Genomic DNA, 22,222 nt, shown 5'->3' with positions numbered 1-22,222 from the left:
AGCTCCTCCTTATGAATGGCAATAGTATGGATCATCTCATTTAGCAAAACGGCTAAGCTCGAATAGTCGAAGATCATAGCCGGTAGATTTCTTTTCCAATTGATCAGCTAAAATCTCACCGACCACGCTTGCGAATTTAAAGCCGTGACCGGAGAAACCTCCGGCAAGAAGCACGTTCGCATGCTCCGGATGAGCATCAATGATGAAGTCCTCGTCCGGCGTAAACTCATATTTGCAAACCGCGCTTTGCAACAGCTTCCCTGCTCCTCCGGGAACAAAAGCGTCGAGCGCACGACGCAGGTCATCCTCGTCCTCCGGGTAAGTCCCGAACGGCGCAATAGGCTCGCCCGGAGACCATTCAATGCCCGTATCATGCCGGCCAATTTTGATTCCTGCGCCATTAATGCTTGGAAAGCCATAATAACCGCCTGCCGCACCTCCCCAGGTAAAACCGGGAAACACGCCTGCATCGAATGCCGCCGAATTCGTTTCAAACCAGCCTACGACCTTACGGACGGCCCGGATCGGCAGCGATATGTGATTGGACAGCATGTTAAACCATGCGCCAACGGTAATAATAATTTGTGGAGCCGTATAGGAAGCATCTTTCGTAAACACCGTTACGTTCGATGGAGTCGCTTGAATATCGGTAACGAAGGTATTCACCAGCAGCTCAGCTCCGGCTGCAATGGCTTGCTGCTTGTAGGTAGTCACGCAGCGTTCGCTGTACAAGTAGCCGGCATTCGGTTCATACATGCCCTGAAAGGAATCAGGAAGCTGAACACCTGGAAAGCGCCGATTGATCTCTGCCGCACTCAGCAACTCAACCTGCACGCCATTCGCCCGTGCATCGTCCAACCTGCCTTCATAATTGTAAAAGCTCGTTTCCGCCATATTCAGTACACCAGAGCGCTCCAGCAGCTTTTGGCCGGTTTCCTTCTCCAGTGCAAGCCAGCGCTCATCCGCCCTCAGCGCCATCTTCACATAGCTGTCTCCGCCATGGTAAGCATGCCTGATGAGGCGCGGCTCGCCATGATGGCTCCCGTTCGGGTGAGGGGGATCAAATGCATCGATAAGCAGCGTCTTTGCCCCGCGCGCCGCAAGCTCATAACCGGCACTCATGCCCATGGAGCCTGCGCCGACGACGATAACATCATAGGATTTCGGAATGCTGTCGTCCTCCCCGCAAGCGATCATCCGCCAGCTTTCGCAAGGCATCAGAAGCTAATGATGCAAAAAAAGATGCTGCGATCGGCAGTGCTTTCTCATCCACATCAAAGGCCGGATGATGCCACTCCTGCGGACCTGCTGTTCCGAGAAAGACGAACAGCCCTTCCGTTTCTTTCAAATAGAAAGCGAAGTCCTCGCCAGCCGGCGAAGGCACGGGTTGTATAACAGTCAAGCCAAGCGCTTCGGCCGTAACCGTTGCCTGATCTGCCCACTTTTGGTCATTCACAACCGCTGGCGGTCCTTCCAGCCATTTCACTTGGGCCGTTGTTGCAAACGCGGAAGCCACGCCGCCAACCACCTGCTCGAAGCGCTCGCGAACCTTCTCGCGTACGCTCTCGTCAAACGTGCGAAGCGTGCCGTCGAATACCGCTTTATCGGAAATGACGTTCCATGCCGTTCCTGCATGCAGCCTCGTTACGCTGACGACTGCGCTATCAAGCGCGCTTACGCTGCGGCTGACGATCGACTGCAGCGCGGTAATAATATGCGCCGCCGTAACGATCGGATCAAGACCAGCTTCTGGCACCGCCGCGTGACTGCCACGGCCGGCAACCTCAACCACAAAGCCGTCAGCTGCTGCCATAATCGGACCACCCTTGATTCCGATTGTGCCCACGGGCAGATCCGGCTTGTTATGCATGCCAAACACCGCATCCACGCCATTTAGAGCTCCGCTAGCAATAAGCTGTCCTGCTCCTTTCGCCTTCTCCTCTGCCGGCTGGAACAGAAAGCGTACGGTTCCCCGCAACTCCTGCTCCTGCTCTTTGAGCAGGAAGGCCGTTCCGAGAATTGAAGCGGTATGGAAGTCATGGCCGCAGGCATGCATTTTACCCGGAATCTTGGAAGCGAACGGTAGTCCCGTCTCTTCCTGTATCGGCAAGGCGTCGATATCGGCGCGAACGGCGATAAGTGGACCATCTTGCAAGCCGCCAACCTCAGCGATGACGCCGGTCTTCAGTCCGTAATCCACAATCCGGATACCAGCTTCCGTCAGCCAGCCGCGAATAGCCGCTGTTGTCTCGAACTCCTCATGAGAGAGCTCTGGATACTCATGCAGCTGCCGTCTGATGGCTACTAACTGCTGCTCGATAGATTCAGCTGAGAGTCTTGTCATACCAGTTCCCCTTCAAAGGCTTCCTTCAGCAGTTCAAAAGATCGGATCCGCTTAGCGAAATCGGGAATGATCGTCGTAAATACGAATTCATCCACGCCGTATTGCTCTTGTATTTCGAGCAGCCGTTTTCGAACGGTTTCCTTGGTCCCCCGCGTAATGTCCGCGTCTCTTTCCTCGGCTGTAAATTCCTCGCCTGCTTGCCGTGCGAATTCCTTCGCTTGCTCCAGCGACCCGACATTAACCGTTTTGCCGCTAGCCAGCGTCACTCTCACGCTTTTGAAATTGCCTGCCAAAGCATTCGCTTCCTCTTCCGTATCCGAGGCAATGACGGATAGGGCCAATATCGTCTTCGGCTCGCCGCCAAGCGAGCGGTTGAAGTTCTTTTTGTACGTATCCAGCGCTTGGCTAGCCAAAGCAGGATCATTATTAATAAATAGTGCAAAAGCGTACGGATACCCCTTCTCTGCAGCCAGCTCCGCACTCGATACGCTTGTGCCAAGCAAGTAGATTTCTGCGGGTGCAACCGGCAGCGGACTCGCTTCAAGTCCGGCCAACGGGTGTTCCTCGCCTGTCGGCGCATGCAGGAGCTGTTCCAGCTCCGTCAATTTCTCCGCTAACGTCGGATGCTCCGTCACGCCCTTCTGCAAAGCTTTCGTCGAACGCGGTAGCCCGCCCGGTGCACGGCCAATGCCTAGCTCCACTCGCCCAGGCGCCAACGAAGCCAGCACGTTGAAGTTTTCCGCAACTTTATAAGGGCTGTAATGCTGCAGCATCACGCCGCCGGAACCGATGCGAATCGATTTCGTTTGAGCCAGCAAATACGCAATTAGCACCTCTGGCGAGGAGCCTGCCATCCCCGGAGAATCATGGTGCTCCGATACCCAAAAGCGCTCAAAACCAAGCGTTTCCGCCAGTTGTGCCAGCTTGACGGTATTCCCTAGTGCCTCAGCAGCCGTCTGGCCGGGAAAAATAATGCTTTGATCCAGAATGCCAATTTTAAGTGACATATTGATTCGCTCCTCTACCTATTAAATGGAATACACACCGTCTGGCGTAATTCGCTTGAAAAATTGCTTCGTTCTTTCTTCCTTCGGGTTGTTGAAGATTTGAGATGGGTTGCCTTCTTCTACAATGACGCCCCCGTCCATAAATACAACATGGTTGGCCACATCTTGGGCAAAGCTCATCTCATGGGTGACGATGATCATCGTAATGCCTTCCTTGGCGATTTTGCGAATGACGCCCAGCACCTCACCAACGAGTTCCGGATCAAGCGCCGATGTTGGCTCATCGAACAGAATCACTTCGGGATTGAGCGCTAACGCACGGGCGATCCCAACGCGCTGCTGCTGTCCACCAGAAAGCTCGCTTGGATAGGCATCCAGCTTGTTTCCGAGCCCGACCTTATCCAACAGCTCTACGCTAATTTGGCGTGCCTTCTCCTTCGGAAGCTTCTTGACAATAAGCAGTCCTTCCATAACATTTTCCAGTGCGGTCTTATGCTTGAACAAATTATATTGCTGGAATACCATCGCGCTCTTCTGGCGAAGGGTATGAATATCTTTTTTATCCGGACGTTTGTAGTTAACTGTGAATTCGTCAATCGTAATTTGTCCGTCACTTGGCTTCTCCAAATAATTGATGCAGCGCAGCAGCGTTGTTTTGCCGGAACCGCTGGGGCCCAATATCGCAACGACCTCGCCCTTCTTAACGGTAAGATCGATTCCTTTCAGCACCTCATTGCGACCAAAGCTCTTCTTGATTTGTGTCAGCTTAATCATGAAACACCGCCTCGATTATACAGATTAAAGCGCTTCTCGGCCAGCGCAGTCAGCCGTTCAATAATAAAGGTTAAACCCCAGAAGATAAGAGCTGCCGCGAGATAAGCTTCGAAAAATTTCCAATTTGTTGAAGCGACGATTTGTGCTTTGGCATTAATATCAACAACCGACACGGTAAAAGCGAGGGTAGAGCCGTGCAGCATGCCGATGACCGAATTGGACAGGTTCGGCAAGCTAGCTGAAAAAGCCTGAGGCAAAATAATTCTTCGCATCGCCTGCGAAGTCGTCATTCCGATGGAATAAGCGGCTTCGATTTGTCCACGGTTCACAGCGAGCAATCCTGATCTGACAACCTCGGACATATAAGCCCCGGCTGTAATAGAAAATGAAATATAAGCGAATCCTATCATCGGAATAGACACCGATCGAAACGATAGTCCGAGTGCTTCCGATATTCCGTCGACGATAATCGGGAGACCGAAATAGATAAGCAATAAATGCGTCAGCATCGGCGTTCCACGGATAAAGGTAACATAAGAAGCCGCGATCGGATGAAGGACTGGTATCTTGTAAAGCCGGATAATCGCTACGGTGGTCCCAATAAGAAGACCGCAGGAAACGGAAACAACCGTGATGGCAAGCGCCGTTGGCACAGCCGTTAGCAGCTGTAGAAATGCCGTCCAAATGAATGCAAAATCAAGCTTCATTTTCCCTGCCTCCTCTACTGTAGCCAAATCCTAATAAAGAACGCTTTGTTTTTCCAAGCTTTACTAGCTGCTCTTTCACGTCTGTTGTAATTCGGCGCTCGTGCTTCAGCAGCTTCCGCTCAAGCAAATGGAACAACTTCTCTAGGCCAAAGCTAATCACAAAATAAATAATAGCGAGAGAAATGTACGTCTCCACAAAATGCCGCGACATGACAGCTAGTGTCTGCGACTTGCCCGTCATCTCCATAATGCCTAAGGAGAAAGCGAGTGACGTATCCTTCAAATTAGCAATAACCAGATTAGCAAAAACAGGTATTGCAATCGCCATGGCTTGTGGAAGCACAATTCGAGTAAAAGCCTGGAACCCGTTCATGCCTACGGAATACGCTGCTTCCACCTGTCCGCGATCCACCGCTCCAACGGCTGCCCGGATCATTTCGGCCATATAGGCTCCGCTGTGCAGCGCGTACGTGAGAATAACAAAATATATAGCCGGTACTTTAGCCACATCCAGGTTAACGAGCTTCAAAATTTCGGGAAGGCCATAATAAAACAAAAAAAGCTGAATCAATATGGGAGTGCCTCTGAAGAAGGAGAGATACACCTGCGAAAACCGTCTTAAAATCGGAATCTTATAAAGCTGGGGAAGGGCGACGATAAACCCGACGCCCAGCCCGATTACGATGGAACTCACTACAATGAGAAGAGTGATTTTCAAGGTAGGTAGCAGCTTTACTAGATACTCGAACACATAACTGATATCAAATGGTTCTCCCATCTAGTCATCTCACCTTTCACCCACGTTTATTTTTCTTCAGATGTAAAGTCGTCGCCGAGCCATTCTGAGCTTAGCTTAGCTAGCGTGCCGTCTGCCTTAAGTTCTTTAATCACTTCATCAACGGCATCGGATAGCTTCTGTTGATCAGGATCATCCTTGCGGAACATGAACAAAATGTCAGCTTCACTCAGTGCAGGTCCAACCGTCTTAAGCTCTTGCTTAGGATCGATTAGAGAAAGCGTGAAGTCTGCAGCAAGGAATGCCTCTACGCGGCCAGTAGTTACTTGTGCGACGGAATCGTTCGCACCTCCGTTTTGGTATACGAGATTTAACGCGTTGTTATTCTCTTTGTTATAGTTTTCAAGAATCGTTGCTGCTGCGCTTGTTGCCGTCGTCAGCACTTTTTTGCCTTTCAGGTCAGCCAGTGATTGAACGGAATCATTGCTCTTAGCTACGACGATTTTGTTTCTCCAGTGTGCATAAGGCTCTTTATTAAACAGGTATTTTTGCTCCCGCTCTGGATTTTTTTCCATCTCATGAGCGATCAAATCGATTTTTTTCGTTTCTAAACTAAGAAGCAAGTTCGTAAATTCCATCGTTTGAATATCGAATTCATAATCTTCGAGACGTTTGTCAATTTCTCTTACCAATTCAACGTCAAAGCCGGTCAGCTTGCCGTTCTCGTCAATAAAGCATACATTGGGGAATTGCGTTCCGGTACCGACTACGATTTTTGTCACTGCTTTTGGAGTTTCTCCGCCAGCCGCTCCCGCATTTTCTCCTGTATTTTTGGTGTTGCTGCCGCAACCTGCAAGTGTAAGTGCCAGGACTAGTGCAATGGATGAAACGAACAATTTTTTCATTTTCTTTTTCCCCCAAATAATGAAGTTTTTAAATCCTTATAATTCCTACCTGTTAAGTAAGAATTAGCGTTAAATTCACTTTACCACCTGAATGCCAACTTCGTCAATGCTATTTCTTATAGAGATCTTCTATAAGCAAATTGATTTGTCCAATGCACTTTAAGCGTAAAAAAAATCCGCTGCTTCAGAAGAAGCAGCGGACGGATACGTTATAATACACTATTCCAATCGGCTTTACTGACAATATAAATGTAACATAGCTGCAGACATCCCGATAATAGAGGTTTTCTATTAAAGCTTTTAAATTGCCGATAAGCTGAGTTTCTCACCAGCAAGCTGCTTTCCGATTCCAGTAATCGCATCGAGCAGCTCCAAATGCTCACCATGATGCGAAATAAGATTGGTCTGTAAGAAAATCCCCTCGGTCTCAGGAACGCGAATCGGATGCAGCTTCCCATCCAATATTTCCTGCTTGGCACACAAATTAGGCAAAAATCCGATTCCTGCTTTCTGCATAACAAGCTTCTTGGCCATCTCTGAATTATCCGTTTGGATTTGAATATTAGGTGGCAAATCTAAATGCTCGAATATGCGGTGAATCCGAAGCCAGTCCAGCGAGCCGCATTCAAAGAACACCAGCGGCTGCTCGGCAATCGATTCAATCGTCAGATTATCCGACGTCAGAAAAGGATGCCCCTCATAAGCATATAGCTGAATCGGGTCCTCGTAAAACTTGCTGGATTGCAGGCTGGGATGGTTCACGTTCCGGACAAAGCCGATATCCACTTCCTTGCCAAGCACTTTATTTGTAATCTCGTCTGTCGTGCCGGTCACAAGCTTATAATGCGTATTCGGAAACTTCAGCTTCAGACGCGGCAGCAAATCAGGAATAATATAATTAGATACCGATACGGTACAGCCAATTCGGAATTCATTGGGCTGTGATTTCTTCTGATTGATATGCAGCTTGCCCTTCTGGTAAATCAGGAGAAGCTGCTGGGCATAGGGCAAAAATCGTTTGCCATCCTCTGTAATCTGGATTTGCTTACCTTGCCGATCAAACAGCTTGCAGTCAAGCTCCTGCTCCAGCGATTTAATCCTGGCCGTTACGGATGGCTGGGACAAATAGAGAGCATCGGCAGCCTTATTAAAGCTTCCACAGTGAATAACGTAGACGAAGGCCTCAATATTTTCAATGTTAATAGGAAACACCCCTCGCTCACCTAATACCGACTAAACCAATAAGATTATAATATTTTAAAAATAACAAACTAAAGCCCTACTGTCAAATAAGGCATCTCGAATAAGGCTTTTTTGGCGAAATGAAATAGCAGGAGAAATTACTGCTAACTCAAATGGAGTGGCCAGCCTCATAGTTACAAAGAAGCCGCTAGGTGAACTAGATTCACCTGCGGCTTTTAGCGGACTGATTATGATTTACACCTGTTACATTCTATATAAGCTGAACTTAAGAATTCCGGTGAACTGATTGATGAAGCGAAACCTTCGTTTCTCCAGAACGCTCTTCTCGCTTCGCTTCCTTTTCACATTTTAAATGCAATGGATGTCACTCTTTTATATATGGTTAGCGAGGGATCGTTCTGTTATTTATGCCACCGTTATCTCCACGGCCTTTCATCTTTTGGAACGTTTTGCGAAGGAATGGAAGAGCAAAGTAATCCACACCGTATTTGCCTGCGTTCGTTCCTGCGACGACCACGATCATTCCGAAGAGCATGAGCCAAGGGTTAGTCGATACGGTACCCGCGAACATGAACATGAAGTTCATTAATAGTCCGAAAAAAGCGGCGGTTGCCGTTAAGGCACCTACGATAAGTCCCAATCCTACAAGACATTCACCAATCGGAATCACTACATTTATGATTTTGGCATTCGGCAAGGCCACATGTTCAAGAAATGCGGTAAACGTTGGGTATACTAGCTCATTGGTTGCTCTATCAATTACCGGAGTACCAATTGCCCCTTTCAAAAATCCGCTGGCATCGAATCCACCTAATTTATGCCAGCCTGCGCTCAGCCACTGCCAACCCAAGTATACGCGCAGTACGAGCAGCAACCCCGCTGCATATTTATTTTCGCTTAGCCATCTGATCACCATGACGATCAGCTCCTTTGTTTTATAATGTATCTTCACTATAAACCTTGTTAACTCGTTAGTATGTGATCTATTTCACAAAGTGGACGAATGGGGCAGCCCATTTTTATTTAACTGCCCTTCATACTGGTTATACCGAAATCGTTTCAATAAGCTCCTTCAGCTTGCTAGCCGAACGGTGCAGCAGCGCCTTTTCTTCTTCGGTAATCGGAATATCTAGCACCTCTCGTACCCCTTGGCGATCGACGACACATGGTACACCCATGTACACATCCGATAAGCCATGGTAGTTCTCTACCAGCGTAGATACGTTGAGGACTGCCGATTCATTGCGCAAAATCGCTGTAACGATCCGGTCCAGCGCCAAAGCAATCGCATAGTACGTTGCGCCTTTGGCTTCAATAATTTCATAAGCCGCATCTCTTGTGTGGGTAAAAATATCCGTTTTCTCTTCTTCGCTTAGCGCGATGGAAGAGCCAGCTACGTTCGCAAGGCTCCATACCGGAAGCTCGGAATCGCCATGCTCCCCGATAATATGGGCATGCACGCTGCGTGGATCGAGCTGCAATTTCTCTCCAATCAGATAGCGGAACCGTGCGCTGTCGAGCAGAGTGCCAGAGCCAATGACGCGGTGGGTCGGCCAGCCCGATTTTTGCCAGCAGAAGTAACTCATAATGTCTACCGGGTTCGTAGCAATCAGCAGAATGCCATCATCATTGTATTTCAATACTTCCGTAACGATGCTCTCATAGATAGCAATGTTGCGCTTGAGTAGATTGAGCCTCGGCTCGCCAGGCTTTTGCGCCGCTCCTGCCGTAATAATGACGATATCCGCATCCTTGCAGTCCTCGTAGGTGCCTGCCCATACTTTCGTTTGACCCAGAAACGGCATGCCGTGATTCATATCGAGCGCATCCCCGACTGCCTTGCCTGCATTAGCATCAATGAGTACAAGCTCATCCATCCGGCTGCGAAGCAGCAAGGTATAAGCTGTTGTGGATCCGACCGCCCCTACTCCGATTACGACTACTTTTGTTTTTTTCATTGTTATTCCACCTCATCAAATGGTTTATTTACGAAATAATACATAACGCCCATCAGGACGGAACCGCCGATTAAATTGCCGAGCGTCACCGGAACCAGATTATGAATCATGCCTCCGAGTGAAATCGTGCCCGGGTGATTAAGAACTAACGCAATGGCGAACGTGCAAAGATTAGCGATGCTGTGCTCGTAACCGGAAATAAAGAAGCAGAACACGAACAGCATCATGGCGAATAGCTTAGGTCCATCGCCGCGCAGCGACATCGGTACGAAAAATGCAAGGCAGACCAACCAGTTACACAACACGCCTCGGAAAAATAATTCCAATACGGGAGCGTGAAGCTTCTTCTCTACCACGCTTAGCAGAAAACCGTTAACGGAAGCATCCTTGAATAGCCCTGTCGCCCAAATCAGAAGAGCAAAAGCAACAGCTCCCAGAAAATTTCCTGCATAGCTCGTAATCCATAATTTGATTACGTTTGCCCAGCGCATTTTGCCGCGCAGGGCAGTGAAGGTAAAGTAGAAGGTATTGCCGGTGAACAAGTCTCCTCCGCCATAAGCAATGAGGATAATAGCTGCGCCGAACGTGATCGCCGCCATCGGATAAGTGAGCGGGCTATGCGTTTCATAGAAGAAGCTGCCGGTCTTAAAAGCCACGATGACACCGAAGCCGATAAACATACTCGCCAGCATCGCTCGCAATATATACCTCAGTTTGCTTGACAGAAACACCTTCTGCTTCTTCAAAGCAAGCTGCTCAACCCTTTTTAAAGGTATGTGCTCCACCTTGTAAACCCCCTTACAATTGATGCATGGTGACTTGAGCTTTGTTTGCTTGCCCTTGCCATACCCTTATTCTAGGGGATTCCTTTTCATTTGTATGTCGGGGAACTCCCTGAACTATTACTCAGGGTTTCTGCTCGAAAGCCTCGGAATAAATAGGGAGGTTCCCCGATATGGCTGGAGCGCTCCTTCATTTAAAATAGAAACAAGAGATAAGCCGAGAGGGGCTGGCAAGCAATGGCAGTAAGCATATACTCGCTTTTAAATGAAGGGGAAAGCAGGCAGGATACAGGGGTGGCCGCTTTTTTCTCCGAAGAAAACTTCAACAAGCTAAAGGGCATTATGCATACCCGAAAAGTCGACGTTCACGGCTTTTTGTTTCAAGAAGGCGAATCCGCCGAATATATGTATTATGTAAGGAAAGGCCGTGTCAAGCTGACGAAAACGACCGATACAGGCAATAAAATCACCCTTTATCTTCATCATGCTGGTGATATGTTTGGACATATAACGCCGTTTCAGCCTTCTGTTCAGGCCTTTAGCGCAGAGGTCATTGAGGCTGCCGAGTTTGGGGTAATCGAGCAAGGGGAACTTGAGAAGCTTCTGCTTGCCAATGGCGACCTTGCCATTGAGTTTATGCGGTGGATGGGCGCCATGTACCGGATGACGCAGACCAAGTTCCGGGATTTGCTCCTCTACGGCAAGCCGGGTGCGCTTTGCTCCCTGTTGATCCGCATGAGCAACTCCTATGGCATTAAGCGAGACAATCAAATAACGATAAACTACAAGGCGACCAATATGGATCTTGCGGAGATGATCGGAGCCACGCGGGAGAGCGTCAACCGCATGCTCAGCGATATGCGCAAGGCAGAGGTTCTCGAAATCAGCAACGGAACGATCGTCATTAAAAATATGGATTATCTTCGCAACACCTGCAGATGCGAGCAATGCCCCATTGAAATTTGCCGGGTTTAAACAACTATCCTCCGGGAACAACGTAGAGAAAGTGACAGTAAACTGTTGCTAAAAAGTATGTCTTGTGCCAGCCTTCAGTCATATCCGCTTTAATCGAAAGAGCTCTCCAAATTGCCTGTAAAGGCTAAACGGAGAGCTCTTTAACTTGTATATGCATGTACTAAAGGATACGTAACATGATTATAAATTTGACTATGCCTAATCAGATATTATTTAAGCAAGATGCGTAATAACAAGATGTGCCGAAACGGATCTTGTACCTCCAGCAAGTGGAGTAATCGTCAATGCTGCCGGATTACCGGCGGGATTTCTTACCGTTAATATAGAATTAGTAGCCGTTGTTTGCACAATTGAGACGCCGACAAGCTGCGAAGTTCCTGTTGCGCGGCCCACCACTGTATAAGCTAAATCCGCACCATTAAGCGTTAAAAGCAGTTGACCCGCTTCATCGACACTTACTTGAAAAAAGACCTGATAAGTCCCTATTGCAGCTATGTTGAAAGTACTTGGTCCTGTGCGAGATACTCCTATGCCGCTTGTAGGCCCATCCTGTGGGAAACTAACATCAGTTCCAGCAGCAACCGTTGTTGGATTATCAGGAGGCATAAGCGCGAAGAAGTCCGCAAAACCTAATATTCCACCTGTTCCCGTCGCTCCTGTCGTACCGGTCGGTCCTGCTGGGCCTGCTTCTCCTGCCGTTCCCGTCGCTCCTGTCGTACCGGTCGGTCCTGCTGGGCCTGCTTCTCCTGCCGTTCCCGTCGCTCCTGTTGAACCGGTTGGTCCTGCTGGGCCAACTTCTCCCCCCGTTCCCGTCGCTCCTGTTGAACCGGTTGGTCCTGCTGGGCCAACTTCTCCCCCCGTTCCCGTCGCTCCTGTCGCACCGGTCGGTCCTGCTGCGCCTGCTTCTCCCCCCGTTCCCGTCGCTCCTGTTGCACCCACGGGGCCTGCTGCGCCTGCTTCTCCTGCCGTTCCCGTCGCTCCTGTTGCACCCACGGGGCCTGCTGCGCCTGCCGTTCCCGTCACTCCTGTCGTACCCGCGGGGCCTACTGGCCCTGCTGGACCCGCCGTTCCCGCTGCTCCTGTCGCACCTGACGAACCCGCTATACCTTGAGGACCACTTGGACCCTCAGGTCCTGGAGGGCCAGGAGGGCAATTACACCTTCCCATGTACTCAGCTCCTTATGATCAGACAAACATAGTCCATTATATTGATTTCATTAAAAGATAAACACAGCAAACACCTATCAATTTTAAAAAATAGGCAAAATAGAGAACTATTTTCATTCTATGGCTCCTTCATTATGTTAATGTCCCAATCCATCTACTCTATGCTCGCATTAAATAATAAAAGTGCTGGAGCAGGGAGAGATGATAGTGGAGAGCCACCCTTTAATCGGAATTTTTGTCATGCAAAAAAAACATAGAAAAACGATTTTAGAACTTCATAAACAATATAACGACTTGAATTTGAGACTATTCGCCTTTACACCAGCAGATATTGTTTGGGAGAAACGAAGAATTAATGGACTTGGCCAAAAGAAGGACAGCTGGAAGCAGCGTTCATACCCTTTTCCTGATGCCGTTTATAATCGGGGCTTTAACAAAAAAATAACGACACTCCAACGCTTGGAGCTCGCTATTGGCAAAAACAAATGCTTCAACACCGTCAACCATTTTAATAAATGGGAGCTTTATAACCAATTAACGCAATTCTGGCTTAGTCCGCATTTACCCGACACCTTCTTATACAAAAGAGAGAATATGGCGTCGCTAATCGCCAAGTACAAAATCTTATATTTAAAGCCCTTCTACGGCTCAAAGGGGGAATCCGTCTACCGGATTGAATTAATGCATAACGGGGATGTTCATATCTCCTTGCATAGCTTGGCCCCCCTCTATATTTGCAGAAAAAATGAACAGTTGCCGATGCTCTTGGATAAGCTAGTTGGAGTGAATAACTACATTATTCAGCAGGGTATTCGTACGGAGCAGCTTGGTGATCATTTTTTTGATATAAGGGTTCTTGCGCAGAAAGGGATTTTAGGAAGCTGGACGGTCACAGCGATAATAAGCAGAGTGGCGTACAAAGACTATTTTAATACGAGTATGTGTGAAACGATTTATGACACCTATGACTTGCTAGGACAGTTACTATCTGCAGAGGAAAGAGATAAAACACTCGAAGCATTGTACGACCTCGCTATACAAGCTGCCAAATCAGCAGAAAGCTGTATCGGATTATTGGGAGAGCTGAGTGTCGACTTTGTCATAGATAAACAAAAAAAACCATGGATCATTGAGCTTAACGGGAAACCACAAAAAGAAATGTATAAGGATCTTAAAATCCCGGAACTTACCAAACGAATATACAGAACTCCCTTGGAGTATGCTTATTATCTCTCTCAGCTGCGAACAGTATCCATCGACCAAGCGTAGATGGATAGAGAAAGTATAAGCAAACTCATATACTTTCCTATACGTAAAAAACAAGGGCGCCTCACCGTTAACCCGGCAATGAGGCACCCTTACTTCTTACTCTACATCCATTTTGATTTCTTCGTGTTTCTCGTCAAACGAGATGCGAAGCGACTTTTTCTCCAAATACCATAAATTATCTTCTTCTATATAATAAGTTACGCCTTCCGCTTCTACGCTCAAACCGATGCTTCTTGGCTCATCCTTGGTGATGCCAAGGGAAAGACCCGGATGTACGCTGCCACAGCCGCCTAAACGCACAAATATACGAATCGCGTCTCCGTCGACCAGCCCCATCTCCGTCTTGTACCAGCTTGCCGCTGGCTGCTCAACTATTAACTTCATCGCGGTTAACTCCCTTCCCTGCCTATTCTATTCCATCATTGCGAATAAGCGGGGCTATGTCAACCTTTCGATTGCAAAATGGCGCTCGTCAGCGTCCACTTTGCCCGTTATATACTTGAATAGCGATAAGCTGAGCATAGGGCGAACCATTGGTTTCTTCAATAATGATACGAATCGCTTGTGTCTTCACCGGCTGCTCCAGCTTAACGACATTCAAACGCCTGCGATTGTCAGCCGTGGCTGCAACCGCATGCCACTCTCCAGCAGCAAAGGCTTCGATTCGGTAAGACTTGGCCAAATCGGGCAAAACCTCATACGAGGTGTAATGATGATGCAAATTAATGAGATCCTCGTTCACATCATTATTCCAAATGATTCTTAGCTCCGTTACCGTCTGCTCCTGACCCCAATCGAGCTGCAGCCATTCCTCGCGGCCAACCGCCATACGCTCGGACATCCACAGATGAGGGCCTCCAAAAGGACGGATAATGCCATCAACCGCTTTGGCCGGCGCGTAGGCTGCCGAGCTTCCTTCTACTCGGAAGCCAAATAGCCGATGGGCCAAATGCTTCATGCTCCACTCCATAACCGGCTGCGTTGGATCATGGTCCTCCAAATCCTCGCTCGCGTTAGGAGCTGCTTTACGCTCAAAGGCGAGCACCCCCGGTATGGATTGCTGCACCGTATGCAGTTTAATGTGATCATTTTGCGAGATAATGACAAATGCGTTTTGCGCAAGTCTCGGCTGCCAGCCAAGCTCTAACGCCGCCCATTGCTTCTCCCCTTTGGCTATGCGGATCTTCGACGACGCCTGCAAACGAGCAGGCACGTAATTTTCCTCTCGCCCGGTATCCCATACCTCTACGCAAAGCTCCGTATCCTGCATCACGTCCACCAGCAGCTCCAAACGCTCCAGTCCCCCGTCCACAGGGAACAGCAGGGCTGCATCATTTGTCAAAGCATACGTATAGTCGGTATCCGCATCGGTCTGCAGCTGTTGAAACACGGAAGATGCGGATAGTTGGGCTGCTTGGGCAAGCTCCTCTTCATCGCTAAGCGCCAGCCCGATCATGGAAGCATCCTGCTTCAGCAGCGTCCGTTGAAGCTCCTCCAGCCGGCTTTGATACAGTTCTCTCGGCGTTACTCCATTGCGCGCGCATAATGCAGCCGCTGTTCCAGCGGCTTCGCCGATGACCGCACAGGTGGCCATAACGCGTGTTGTGCCAAAGGCCACATGGCTTGCGCTGATATTGCGGCCTGCGAACAGCATGTTGTTCACATTAACCGAATACAGCGAGCGGTATGGAATGTGATAGATGCCGTCCGCGTGCATATGCTTGGAGCCGCTTTCCGACGCATACATCCCTTGAGGCGGATGCAAATCGATCGACCAGCCACCGAAAGCAATACGATCCTCGAACGGCGTTTGCGCGATGATATCGTTTTGGTTCAGTACATAATCGCCCACAAAGCGGCGATACTCCCGCTTGCCGGGCAGCGAGCCTACCCACTCCAGCGTCATCGTATCCGCCTCGAACTGTCCCGAGTTTTTGATATAATCCCATATCCCATAGATGACCGACCACAGCTCATCCCGGATCAGCTCGTTCGCATGGACCGTATCCAGCTCCCCGCCCCATTCGATCCACCAATAATGGCAGCCGGAATCCCCGCTTCGAATGACCCGCTTAATCGGAATTTGCGTTTGGGCAATGTCCTTGGCGAAGCTTGGCGGCACAAATCTCACGGGATGCCCGGCATCTTTCGTATAAAAGAGGAGCGTGCTGCCGAGCGTAATATCATCAGCCATTTCCGGAGCCCATTCTTCATTAAATTCATGCTGGGCTTCCCTGCCGAGCCGATATTTCGCCCCTGCCAGAAAGCCGACAAGACCGTCGCCCGTACAATCTAGAAATAGTGGGCTCTCAAAGCGGATGCGTCGCTCCGAGCCCATCATCCAACCCGTTACCGATTGGATATGCCGCTCATGCTCTGGCCCGTCCGCTTCCACCTCATGCACGTCCGTATGGAGGAAGAGCTGGATGTTAGGCTCCGCCTTTACCGTCTCCAGCACAACCAAATCCCATAAATAAGGGTTCCCATCCGGATTCTGATACTGGTTCTCCACGAACATTTCGCCCATAATGCCGGTTTCCCTAGCATAACGGTTCGTCCCGTGCGCCGTTGCTCCGCATACCCATACGCGAACCTCGCTGCTGGAATTTCCGCCGAGTACGCCTCGGTTATTGATTAGCGCTACCTTGCTGCCAAGACGTGCTGCCGCTACGGCGGCGCATACGCCAGCCAAGCCTCCTCCGACGACGGTTACATCCGAGCGGACCGTTTCTTCCTTCATGTTGAGCTCATCCTTTCACTGCGGAATTCGTAATGCCCTGCACGATAAAGCGTTCGCCAATAATGAATACAAGGAGCATTGGTACGATGCCCGCCGAAGCGGCTGCCATCATCCCGTTGTAGTCCACGTTATTTTCAAGGATGAAATTTTGCAGGCCGAGCGGTACGGTATATAGGCTTTCATCGATCAGGAATACAAGCGCATTCTCGTAATCGTTCCAATGCCAGGAAAAATCAATAATCGCAAGCGTAGCCAGAGCCGGCTTGGCAAGCGGCATAATCAAGCGGAAAAAGATTCGGATATGCCCCGCCCCATCTATAAATGCGGACTCCGATATTTCATTCGGAATCGAGAGAAAAAACTGCCTCATCATAAATACCCCGAATATCGTGAACATGCCTGGCAGGATAAGTGCCCAATGCGTATTGTAAATGCCCCAGCTGTCGAACATAAGAAATTTTGGCACAAACAGTACCTGCGGCGGAACCATCATCATCGATAGGTACACGACGAAGAGTGCATTTCTGCCATTAAACTCAATGCGGGAGAAGCCGTATGCCGCAAAAGCAGAGAGCAGCGTTGCCCCTACCGTGCTGATTAGCGACACTTTCAAGGAATTCAGATAATACGTGCCAAAGCTCTTCGGCCCCGTCCATACCTTGATGTGATGATCCCAGATCCACTGCGACGGAAGCCAGCGGACCGGGTATTCAAATACTTGCGCCGGCGTTTTGAAGGACGTGCTGAACATCCAGACAAAAGGCAGAATCATAACAATCGCAAAAAATGCCATGAGCATGGTCAGCCACCAGTGGCTTGTCTTCGTAATTATTTTCATGCGTAAGCCTCCTCAGTAGTGAACCCAGCGTTTTTGCCCCCACCACTGCACGAGGGTGATCAGCATAATAATGAAGAACAAAGCCCATGATATCGTCGCAGCGTAACCCATCTCGTAATAACGGAAGGCATTTTTGTATACGAACAGTGACAGAATCATTGTGCTGTTGCCCGGACCGCCTTGGGTAATGGCCTGAATAATACCGAAGGTCTTAATCGTCATGATTAGCCCCGTAATCATAAGCAGGAAGGTTGTCGGGCTAACCAGCGGCCACACGATTTTGTAGGTGACCTGATAGGGCTTGGCTCCGTCAATCTTCGCCGCTTCCAGCAGCTCACCGGAGATTTCCTGCAAAGCAGCCAAATAAATGATCATATTGTAGCCGAGCATGAACCAGATCCAAATAATATCAATGGCGAGCATGGAATACTCTGTTGTAGACAGCCATCCCGGCGGGTTGGTGACGCCTAGGCTTGTCAGGATCGCATTGATCGGTCCCTGCTTCGGATGAAAGAGCAGCATCCAGACGAAAGCGACCGCCACGCCGCTCGTGATGTAAGGCATGAAATAGAGCGCTCTCAGCGTTTTTTTGAAAAAGAGCTTGCGGTTGAGTGCCAGCGCTACGAGAAACGCCAGGCCAATTGATACCGGCACAGCAAGCAGGAAGACGATGGTATTTTGGAGCGAGACATAAAAAATTTCATCGTGAAGCAGCCGTTTCACGTTATCCAGTCCGATAAAGCTCATTTTCGGTGCCATAAATTTGTAATCTGTAAAGACAAGATACAGAGAATAGATCGCTGGCAAAATAAAAAATAAAACGACGCCTAGCATATTAGGTCCAATAAACAAATAGCCGAGCAGCTGCTGTCGCTTCATCCAATTTCGTTTCATGTACACACCCCATTTGCTGTTTATATGACCAGTCTACCAGCAGTCCACAACGATTTGAGGTAACAGAACAACCAACTTCATATCACAAAACCATTCATTTTCAGCTCACCGAACTCTTGAGAAAACAAAGATATGTTCTATTCCGCAAGAAGCATCGCAGCTGAAGGCAACAAAAAAACACCTGGATCAAATCCAAGTGTTTGACCATTTTGCTGTATACAGAATCGATAAAAACAAGGCAGCTGCGTCAGCCTATTTTCCGCATCATCAGCTCGATTGGCCCTCTTGGCAGCCATCTTCTCCATAAGGCTGAGAAAACTACGGCAGCTATGAAATATCCACAGCCATAGAGCACAGCAAAGGAAAGGCTCCCATTCTCCAAACGGCCTGCCATTTCAAGCAAGCCTAATCCCAGCCACACATGGCCGATGTAGTGCGTGAGAGAAAGCTGTCCCGTATGAATAAGCCACTTCGTCCATCGGGAAGCAGCCCACTTCTCTGTCGCATAAAAACAGCAAACCAAAAATGCTATACCCGTGCATGCCGCAGACAAAACATAAAGCAGCGTTGGCGGCATCGGCTTTGTCATAAACAAATAATGAGCGGCGTCTGAATCTAATATAGGCGCGCTCCACCGAATAAGGGCATAGGAAATTAATTCAAGCAGTACCGCGCCTGACACCGAATAGAGAAGCAGCTTCAGGCGGCGATTTCCTTTAAACCAAGGCTTTCGGCCGAGCCAAAGCCCAAGCAGAAAAAAACATAACCATGGAGAAACCGGATGAAAACCGTTAAAAAACAGATTGCGTGCGAACCCCGAAAGCGTCCAAAAGTCTTCATATCGATGGAACCCAAGATCCCATCCCTTGTTGTAATCAAACCATACCAAACCAGCTTGGGAGCCAATTAAAAGGATAACAAGTAGACGAATAAGTGTTTTGTCCCGTACCGTTATCAACAGCCCGGCTGTCAACATAAACACCGCATAATAATGTAAAATATCCGCGTTCCAGCCTGTCGCCATCAACAGCAGACCGCTCATAAACAGAAATGCCGCCCTTCGGTACAAGGAATTTCGGCTCTGGCGGACCAACTCCTGATCCAAGCTGCTTCTCGCTTTCATGGTCATTAAGGATACGCCAAAACCTGCCAGCAGCACAAATAGCGCCGACGCTCTTCCCTCAAACAAGGCCGCCGCCTTAAGCAGCCATGCTGCGCCGCCTTGCTCCGCCTGCATAGCAAGCTTGTAGTTTACCATAATCATGCCAAAAATCGCCCAAGCCCGAGCGTAATCGAGCGCCAATATGCGCGGCTGCCCCTTCTTCATCACATGCTACCCCCGTCTCTAACTCCATTCACGATGGCTTGGACTGTTGATCTCCAGATCTCCTCATAGGCATAATCCAATCCGTAGCTTGCAAAGTTGTCAATACTGTCCACGGTCATCGCCAGCAGCTGTCCTAGTATACGTGTATTCTGGATCGCCTTAGCTTCAGGTGGGTTTCCAAGACGCAGCAGCTCATCAAAGCCATAAGCATACTGATCCAAGATTCGTACGAGCCGCTCTGCATATTTCGGGTTCCGGTAACCGAGTGCTTGATACTGCTTCATAATTCGCGAGTAATGTGGATCTGTCTTCTGCTCCATAATCATATATAGACCGTCTTTAATCAGCTTCTCTTCCAAATTCTCTTTTGTATACTCTGAACGAGTGAAAAACTTATGGAATTCAATGCTTTCGCAAAGCTCCTCAAACAACATATCCACAATCGATTCCTTGGATGGGAAATGATAGTATAAGGCTGGCTTGGAAATGTCCAGCTGCTTAGCAATCATCGCCATGCTCGTCTTCTCAAAACCATACTCCGCAAACATCTGATAAGCCGTTTCCAAAATAACGGCATACGTTGATTTTTTGTCCATCTTAATTACAACCCCCTGCTCACTTACTTATCAACTTACTTAACGGTCGGTAAGTAAAGTTTAACGGATAACCGTTTATTCTGCAATCTTTTTTCTGGCCTCTCGAATTCCGCGCTGTAAACCTCTTTTTCCGTTTACAACGCACCATCTATCCAGTTGAAGTTGCGCAGATATGTTTTTTGCCCTTCTACAAGTCCCCGTGATCCTTGCTTGCGTTCTGCCCTTGATCAAACGGCCTTGAAAGCAGATAAGGAAATTGAAGCCTGACGAGCGTGCCGCTCTCTGAAGAAGAAATTTCAAGGCTTCCTTTTTCTTTGAACAGCAATCGCAGTCTCTCTTTTATATTTTTCAGCCCGATGCCCGGCCGCTTCCTTCCCGGCTGCATCGTAGAAGCCCGTTCGACGCCCACGCCGTTGTCCTCCACCTCCACAATGAGGCTTTGCTCCTCCTCCGCATAAATTCGGATTCGAATGCTGCCGCCTTCGGTCATATGGGCAATGCCATGCTGAATGGCATTTTCGATCAAGGGCTGCAATGCAAGCTTCGGCACGAGCACATATTCATTGGCCTGCTCATATTCGTAATGAATCGTAAAGCGGTGATTGTAGCGCATTTGCTGGATATAAATATAAGCCTTGATTAGCTCCATTTCGTCGCGCAAATGTATTAAGTCTACATCGGAATTGAGGCTCGTCTCCAGCAACTTCCCAAGCGACATGCTCATTTCTGCGATCTCATCCTGGTCATTGCGCAGCGCAAGCCACTTCATCGTATTGAGCGTGTTAAGCAGAAAATGGGGATTCAACTGGGCCAGCAGCATTTGGAAATGGACGGCATCCTTTTCCCTCTCCTCGGTCTTCAAGCGCCGGATCAAGCCGTTCATGTCGGCGAGCATCGTATTGAAGGTTTGGGCCAGCTCAAACACCTCGCCCTTATAACGCTTCTCCGGCAAACGGATGTTCAAGTCCTTACGGACGGCCTCCCGCATTTTGTTTTGCATATGGGATAGAGGCCTGGTGAAGCCGTAAGCAATCATAAAGGCGATTAAAATAAATGCGGCAATGAAAAGGAAAAAGGTTAAAAAATATTGCTGTTTGAGCGAGTAGAGATCATCGAACAAAATAGCCGACGGAATGCGGTTCACAATATACCAGTCCAAGGATTCAATATAGCTGAAATTAATAAGCGCCTCCGACACGGGATCAATCAGATAACCTTCCTGCTTGCCTCCCGACACGATCTCGTCCGATACCTCTAGTGACAGCGAGTCTCCGGAAACCCCTTGCGCCACGTCTTCTCCTTCGCCCGTGATGAGGAAATACTCCTGTCCGCCGGAGGAGGTATTCAATATCGATTTGAACCAATAGGAGTAATCGATGCTTACGCGGGCCATGCCATACGGCTTATGCTGCGAATCTCTCAATACGCCATAGAGCGAGAGCAGGGTACTGCTTCGCGATAAATCCGAAAACAAATAATTATCGTCATTCGGAACCCACTGGTACGGCGTGCCTTTGCGCAGCGTTTCCTCGAACCAGCGGCTTTGCCGCATAGACTCGTAATTTAGTGTCGTCTTCGGCTGATAAGAAGTGTAGACGTTTCCCTGTAAATCCAGCAGCGTAAAATACACGGACGGGTTGTACAGAAAAAAGCTGTTGTTGATGCCTTTGAACTTCTCCTCCATCACATCCTTGTTATCCAGCAGATTTCCGGTTTCCGGCGCTTTCAGCAGATTGCGAACGACAGCATCCTGCTCCAGAAAAATAAGCGCCTTGAACGCGATGCTCATCTGGTCTTGCAGCGTCCGCTGTAAATTTTTGAGCTGCTCATGGCTTTGGTCACTGATTTTCTCCTGAATGACTGATTCAATCCGCTGAAAATTATAGACGTTCAAGATGCCGAACGGCAGCAGAATGAGGAGAGCAAAGGCGACAAACAGCCGATATTTCAGCTTATGGGGTACGACGTATTGGAACCATTTTCGCATGCGGACCAGCCTC

At 48.8% G+C, this 22,222-nt stretch carries 21 protein-coding genes; 2 read left to right on the top strand and 19 right to left on the bottom strand.

From position 1 onward, the window contains the following. Positions 1-36 precede the first annotated feature (36 nt). The 11 genes from solA to E0496_RS12225 all read right to left on the bottom strand — a co-directional run bounded on the left by solA (position 37) and on the right by E0496_RS12225 (position 10,419). Positions 37-1,197: an N-methyl-L-tryptophan oxidase gene (gene solA / locus E0496_RS12275; protein ID WP_141501989.1), complete on the bottom strand. Its 1,161-nt coding sequence runs from the start codon at positions 1,195-1,197 to the stop codon at positions 37-39. Next, positions 1,154-2,344: an amidohydrolase gene (locus tag E0496_RS12270; protein ID WP_141501988.1), complete on the bottom strand. Its 1,191-nt coding sequence runs from the start codon at positions 2,342-2,344 to the stop codon at positions 1,154-1,156. The genes solA and E0496_RS12270 overlap by 44 nt, the downstream gene beginning before the upstream one ends. Continuing rightward, positions 2,341-3,351 carry an LLM class flavin-dependent oxidoreductase gene (locus tag E0496_RS12265; RefSeq protein WP_141501987.1) on the bottom strand — a complete coding sequence of 337 codons (1,011 nt, stop codon included), beginning with the start codon at positions 3,349-3,351 and terminating at the stop codon, positions 2,341-2,343. Before E0496_RS12265 ends, E0496_RS12270 begins: the two co-directional genes overlap by 4 nt. A gap of 21 nt (positions 3,352-3,372) precedes the next feature. After that, a complete protein-coding gene (locus E0496_RS12260; RefSeq protein WP_141501986.1) occupies positions 3,373-4,125 on the bottom strand; it encodes an amino acid ABC transporter ATP-binding protein in 753 nt (250 codons plus the stop codon). Then, a complete protein-coding gene (locus E0496_RS12255; RefSeq protein WP_141501985.1) occupies positions 4,122-4,832 on the bottom strand; it encodes an amino acid ABC transporter permease in 711 nt (236 codons plus the stop codon). Before E0496_RS12255 ends, E0496_RS12260 begins: the two co-directional genes overlap by 4 nt. Then, the gene (locus tag E0496_RS12250) at positions 4,822-5,610 is read right to left on the bottom strand and encodes an amino acid ABC transporter permease (protein ID WP_141501984.1); all 789 of its coding nucleotides are present in this window, start codon (positions 5,608-5,610) and stop codon (positions 4,822-4,824) included. The genes E0496_RS12255 and E0496_RS12250 overlap by 11 nt, the downstream gene beginning before the upstream one ends. A gap of 26 nt (positions 5,611-5,636) precedes the next feature. Further along, positions 5,637-6,473, bottom strand: coding sequence for a transporter substrate-binding domain-containing protein (locus E0496_RS12245; protein ID WP_141501983.1), 837 nt, complete (start codon positions 6,471-6,473; stop codon positions 5,637-5,639). A gap of 300 nt (positions 6,474-6,773) precedes the next feature. Continuing rightward, positions 6,774-7,685 carry a LysR family transcriptional regulator gene (locus tag E0496_RS12240; RefSeq protein ID WP_338325848.1) on the bottom strand — a complete coding sequence of 304 codons (912 nt, stop codon included), beginning with the start codon at positions 7,683-7,685 and terminating at the stop codon, positions 6,774-6,776. A gap of 373 nt (positions 7,686-8,058) precedes the next feature. Next, positions 8,059-8,592 (bottom strand): DoxX family protein, encoded by a 534-nt coding sequence (locus tag E0496_RS12235; RefSeq protein WP_141501982.1) that lies wholly within the window; start codon positions 8,590-8,592, stop codon positions 8,059-8,061. Between the two features lie 127 nt (positions 8,593-8,719). Further along, positions 8,720-9,634 carry an L-lactate dehydrogenase gene (locus E0496_RS12230; RefSeq protein ID WP_141501981.1) on the bottom strand — a complete coding sequence of 305 codons (915 nt, stop codon included), beginning with the start codon at positions 9,632-9,634 and terminating at the stop codon, positions 8,720-8,722. Between the two features lie 2 nt (positions 9,635-9,636). Then, positions 9,637-10,419, bottom strand: coding sequence for a formate/nitrite transporter family protein (locus tag E0496_RS12225; protein ID WP_139995655.1), 783 nt, complete (start codon positions 10,417-10,419; stop codon positions 9,637-9,639). Between the two features lie 234 nt (positions 10,420-10,653). On the opposite strand from E0496_RS12225, the gene E0496_RS12220 reads away from it, so the two are divergent. Then, positions 10,654-11,391, top strand: coding sequence for a Crp/Fnr family transcriptional regulator (locus tag E0496_RS12220; protein WP_141501980.1), 738 nt, complete (start codon positions 10,654-10,656; stop codon positions 11,389-11,391). Between the two features lie 213 nt (positions 11,392-11,604). Here the strand turns inward: E0496_RS12220 and E0496_RS12215 are convergent, their stop codons facing one another. Beyond that, positions 11,605-12,558: a collagen-like protein gene (locus E0496_RS12215; protein WP_141501979.1), complete on the bottom strand. Its 954-nt coding sequence runs from the start codon at positions 12,556-12,558 to the stop codon at positions 11,605-11,607. Positions 12,559-12,798: 240 nt separating this feature from the next. Here E0496_RS12215 and E0496_RS12210 point away from each other — a divergent pair, with 240 nt between their 5' ends. Next, a complete protein-coding gene (locus E0496_RS12210) occupies positions 12,799-13,827 on the top strand; it encodes a YheC/YheD family endospore coat-associated protein (protein ID WP_241674749.1) in 1,029 nt (342 codons plus the stop codon). Positions 13,828-13,923: 96 nt separating this feature from the next. On the opposite strand, the gene E0496_RS12205 is transcribed toward E0496_RS12210, so the two are convergent. The 7 genes from E0496_RS12205 to E0496_RS12175 form a co-directional block, all read right to left on the bottom strand. After that, positions 13,924-14,211 (bottom strand): HesB/YadR/YfhF family protein, encoded by a 288-nt coding sequence (locus tag E0496_RS12205; RefSeq protein WP_141501977.1) that lies wholly within the window; start codon positions 14,209-14,211, stop codon positions 13,924-13,926. Positions 14,212-14,299: 88 nt separating this feature from the next. Next, positions 14,300-16,567, bottom strand: a complete 2,268-nt coding sequence (locus E0496_RS12200; RefSeq protein ID WP_141501976.1) for an FAD-dependent oxidoreductase — start codon at positions 16,565-16,567, stop codon at positions 14,300-14,302. Positions 16,568-16,574: 7 nt separating this feature from the next. Further along, complete coding sequence (locus E0496_RS12195) at positions 16,575-17,405, bottom strand: carbohydrate ABC transporter permease (RefSeq protein ID WP_141501975.1); 831 nt, start codon at positions 17,403-17,405, stop codon at positions 16,575-16,577. Between the two features lie 12 nt (positions 17,406-17,417). Next, entirely contained in the window at positions 17,418-18,299 is an 882-nt protein-coding gene (locus E0496_RS12190) for a carbohydrate ABC transporter permease (protein WP_141501974.1), read from the bottom strand. Between the two features lie 247 nt (positions 18,300-18,546). Then, complete coding sequence (locus E0496_RS12185; RefSeq protein ID WP_141501973.1) at positions 18,547-19,626, bottom strand: DUF418 domain-containing protein; 1,080 nt, start codon at positions 19,624-19,626, stop codon at positions 18,547-18,549. Then, complete coding sequence (locus E0496_RS12180; protein ID WP_141501972.1) at positions 19,626-20,222, bottom strand: TetR/AcrR family transcriptional regulator; 597 nt, start codon at positions 20,220-20,222, stop codon at positions 19,626-19,628. The genes E0496_RS12185 and E0496_RS12180 overlap by 1 nt, the downstream gene beginning before the upstream one ends. Positions 20,223-20,409: 187 nt before the next feature. Next, positions 20,410-22,209, bottom strand: a complete 1,800-nt coding sequence (locus tag E0496_RS12175; RefSeq protein WP_141501971.1) for a cache domain-containing sensor histidine kinase — start codon at positions 22,207-22,209, stop codon at positions 20,410-20,412. Positions 22,210-22,222 lie beyond the last annotated feature (13 nt).

This window comes from Paenibacillus luteus (assembly GCF_006542765.1).
Taxonomy (GTDB): Bacteria; Bacillota; Bacilli; order Paenibacillales; family Paenibacillaceae; genus Pristimantibacillus; species Pristimantibacillus luteus.
Note: the sequence above shows the minus strand (reverse complement) of the source record. Positions and strands in the feature narration are given on the sequence as shown.

Bases quoted from the DNA above. Each gene is read 5' to 3' on its own strand.
- solA (WP_141501989.1), bottom strand. From the start codon at position 1,197: ATGATCGCTTGCGGGGAGGACGACAGCATTCCGAAATCCTATGATGTT.
- E0496_RS12270 (WP_141501988.1), bottom strand. From the start codon at position 2,344: ATGACAAGACTCTCAGCTGAATCTATCGAGCAGCAGTTAGTAGCCATC.
- E0496_RS12265 (WP_141501987.1), bottom strand. From the start codon at position 3,351: ATGTCACTTAAAATTGGCATTCTGGATCAAAGCATTATTTTTCCCGGC.
- E0496_RS12260 (WP_141501986.1), bottom strand. From the start codon at position 4,125: ATGATTAAGCTGACACAAATCAAGAAGAGCTTTGGTCGCAATGAGGTG.
- E0496_RS12255 (WP_141501985.1), bottom strand. From the start codon at position 4,832: ATGAAGCTTGATTTTGCATTCATTTGGACGGCATTTCTACAGCTGCTA.
- E0496_RS12250 (WP_141501984.1), bottom strand. From the start codon at position 5,610: ATGGGAGAACCATTTGATATCAGTTATGTGTTCGAGTATCTAGTAAAG.
- E0496_RS12245 (WP_141501983.1), bottom strand. From the start codon at position 6,473: ATGAAAAAATTGTTCGTTTCATCCATTGCACTAGTCCTGGCACTTACA.
- E0496_RS12235 (WP_141501982.1), bottom strand. From the start codon at position 8,592: ATGGTGATCAGATGGCTAAGCGAAAATAAATATGCAGCGGGGTTGCTG.
- E0496_RS12230 (WP_141501981.1), bottom strand. From the start codon at position 9,634: ATGAAAAAAACAAAAGTAGTCGTAATCGGAGTAGGGGCGGTCGGATCC.
- E0496_RS12220 (WP_141501980.1), top strand. From the start codon at position 10,654: ATGGCAGTAAGCATATACTCGCTTTTAAATGAAGGGGAAAGCAGGCAG.
- E0496_RS12215 (WP_141501979.1), bottom strand. From the start codon at position 12,558: ATGGGAAGGTGTAATTGCCCTCCTGGCCCTCCAGGACCTGAGGGTCCA.
- E0496_RS12210 (WP_241674749.1), top strand. From the start codon at position 12,799: ATGCAAAAAAAACATAGAAAAACGATTTTAGAACTTCATAAACAATAT.
- E0496_RS12205 (WP_141501977.1), bottom strand. From the start codon at position 14,211: ATGAAGTTAATAGTTGAGCAGCCAGCGGCAAGCTGGTACAAGACGGAG.
- E0496_RS12200 (WP_141501976.1), bottom strand. From the start codon at position 16,567: ATGAAGGAAGAAACGGTCCGCTCGGATGTAACCGTCGTCGGAGGAGGC.
- E0496_RS12195 (WP_141501975.1), bottom strand. From the start codon at position 17,405: ATGAAAATAATTACGAAGACAAGCCACTGGTGGCTGACCATGCTCATG.
- E0496_RS12190 (WP_141501974.1), bottom strand. From the start codon at position 18,299: ATGAAACGAAATTGGATGAAGCGACAGCAGCTGCTCGGCTATTTGTTT.
- E0496_RS12185 (WP_141501973.1), bottom strand. From the start codon at position 19,626: ATGAAGAAGGGGCAGCCGCGCATATTGGCGCTCGATTACGCTCGGGCT.
- E0496_RS12180 (WP_141501972.1), bottom strand. From the start codon at position 20,222: ATGGACAAAAAATCAACGTATGCCGTTATTTTGGAAACGGCTTATCAG.
- E0496_RS12175 (WP_141501971.1), bottom strand. From the start codon at position 22,209: ATGCGAAAATGGTTCCAATACGTCGTACCCCATAAGCTGAAATATCGG.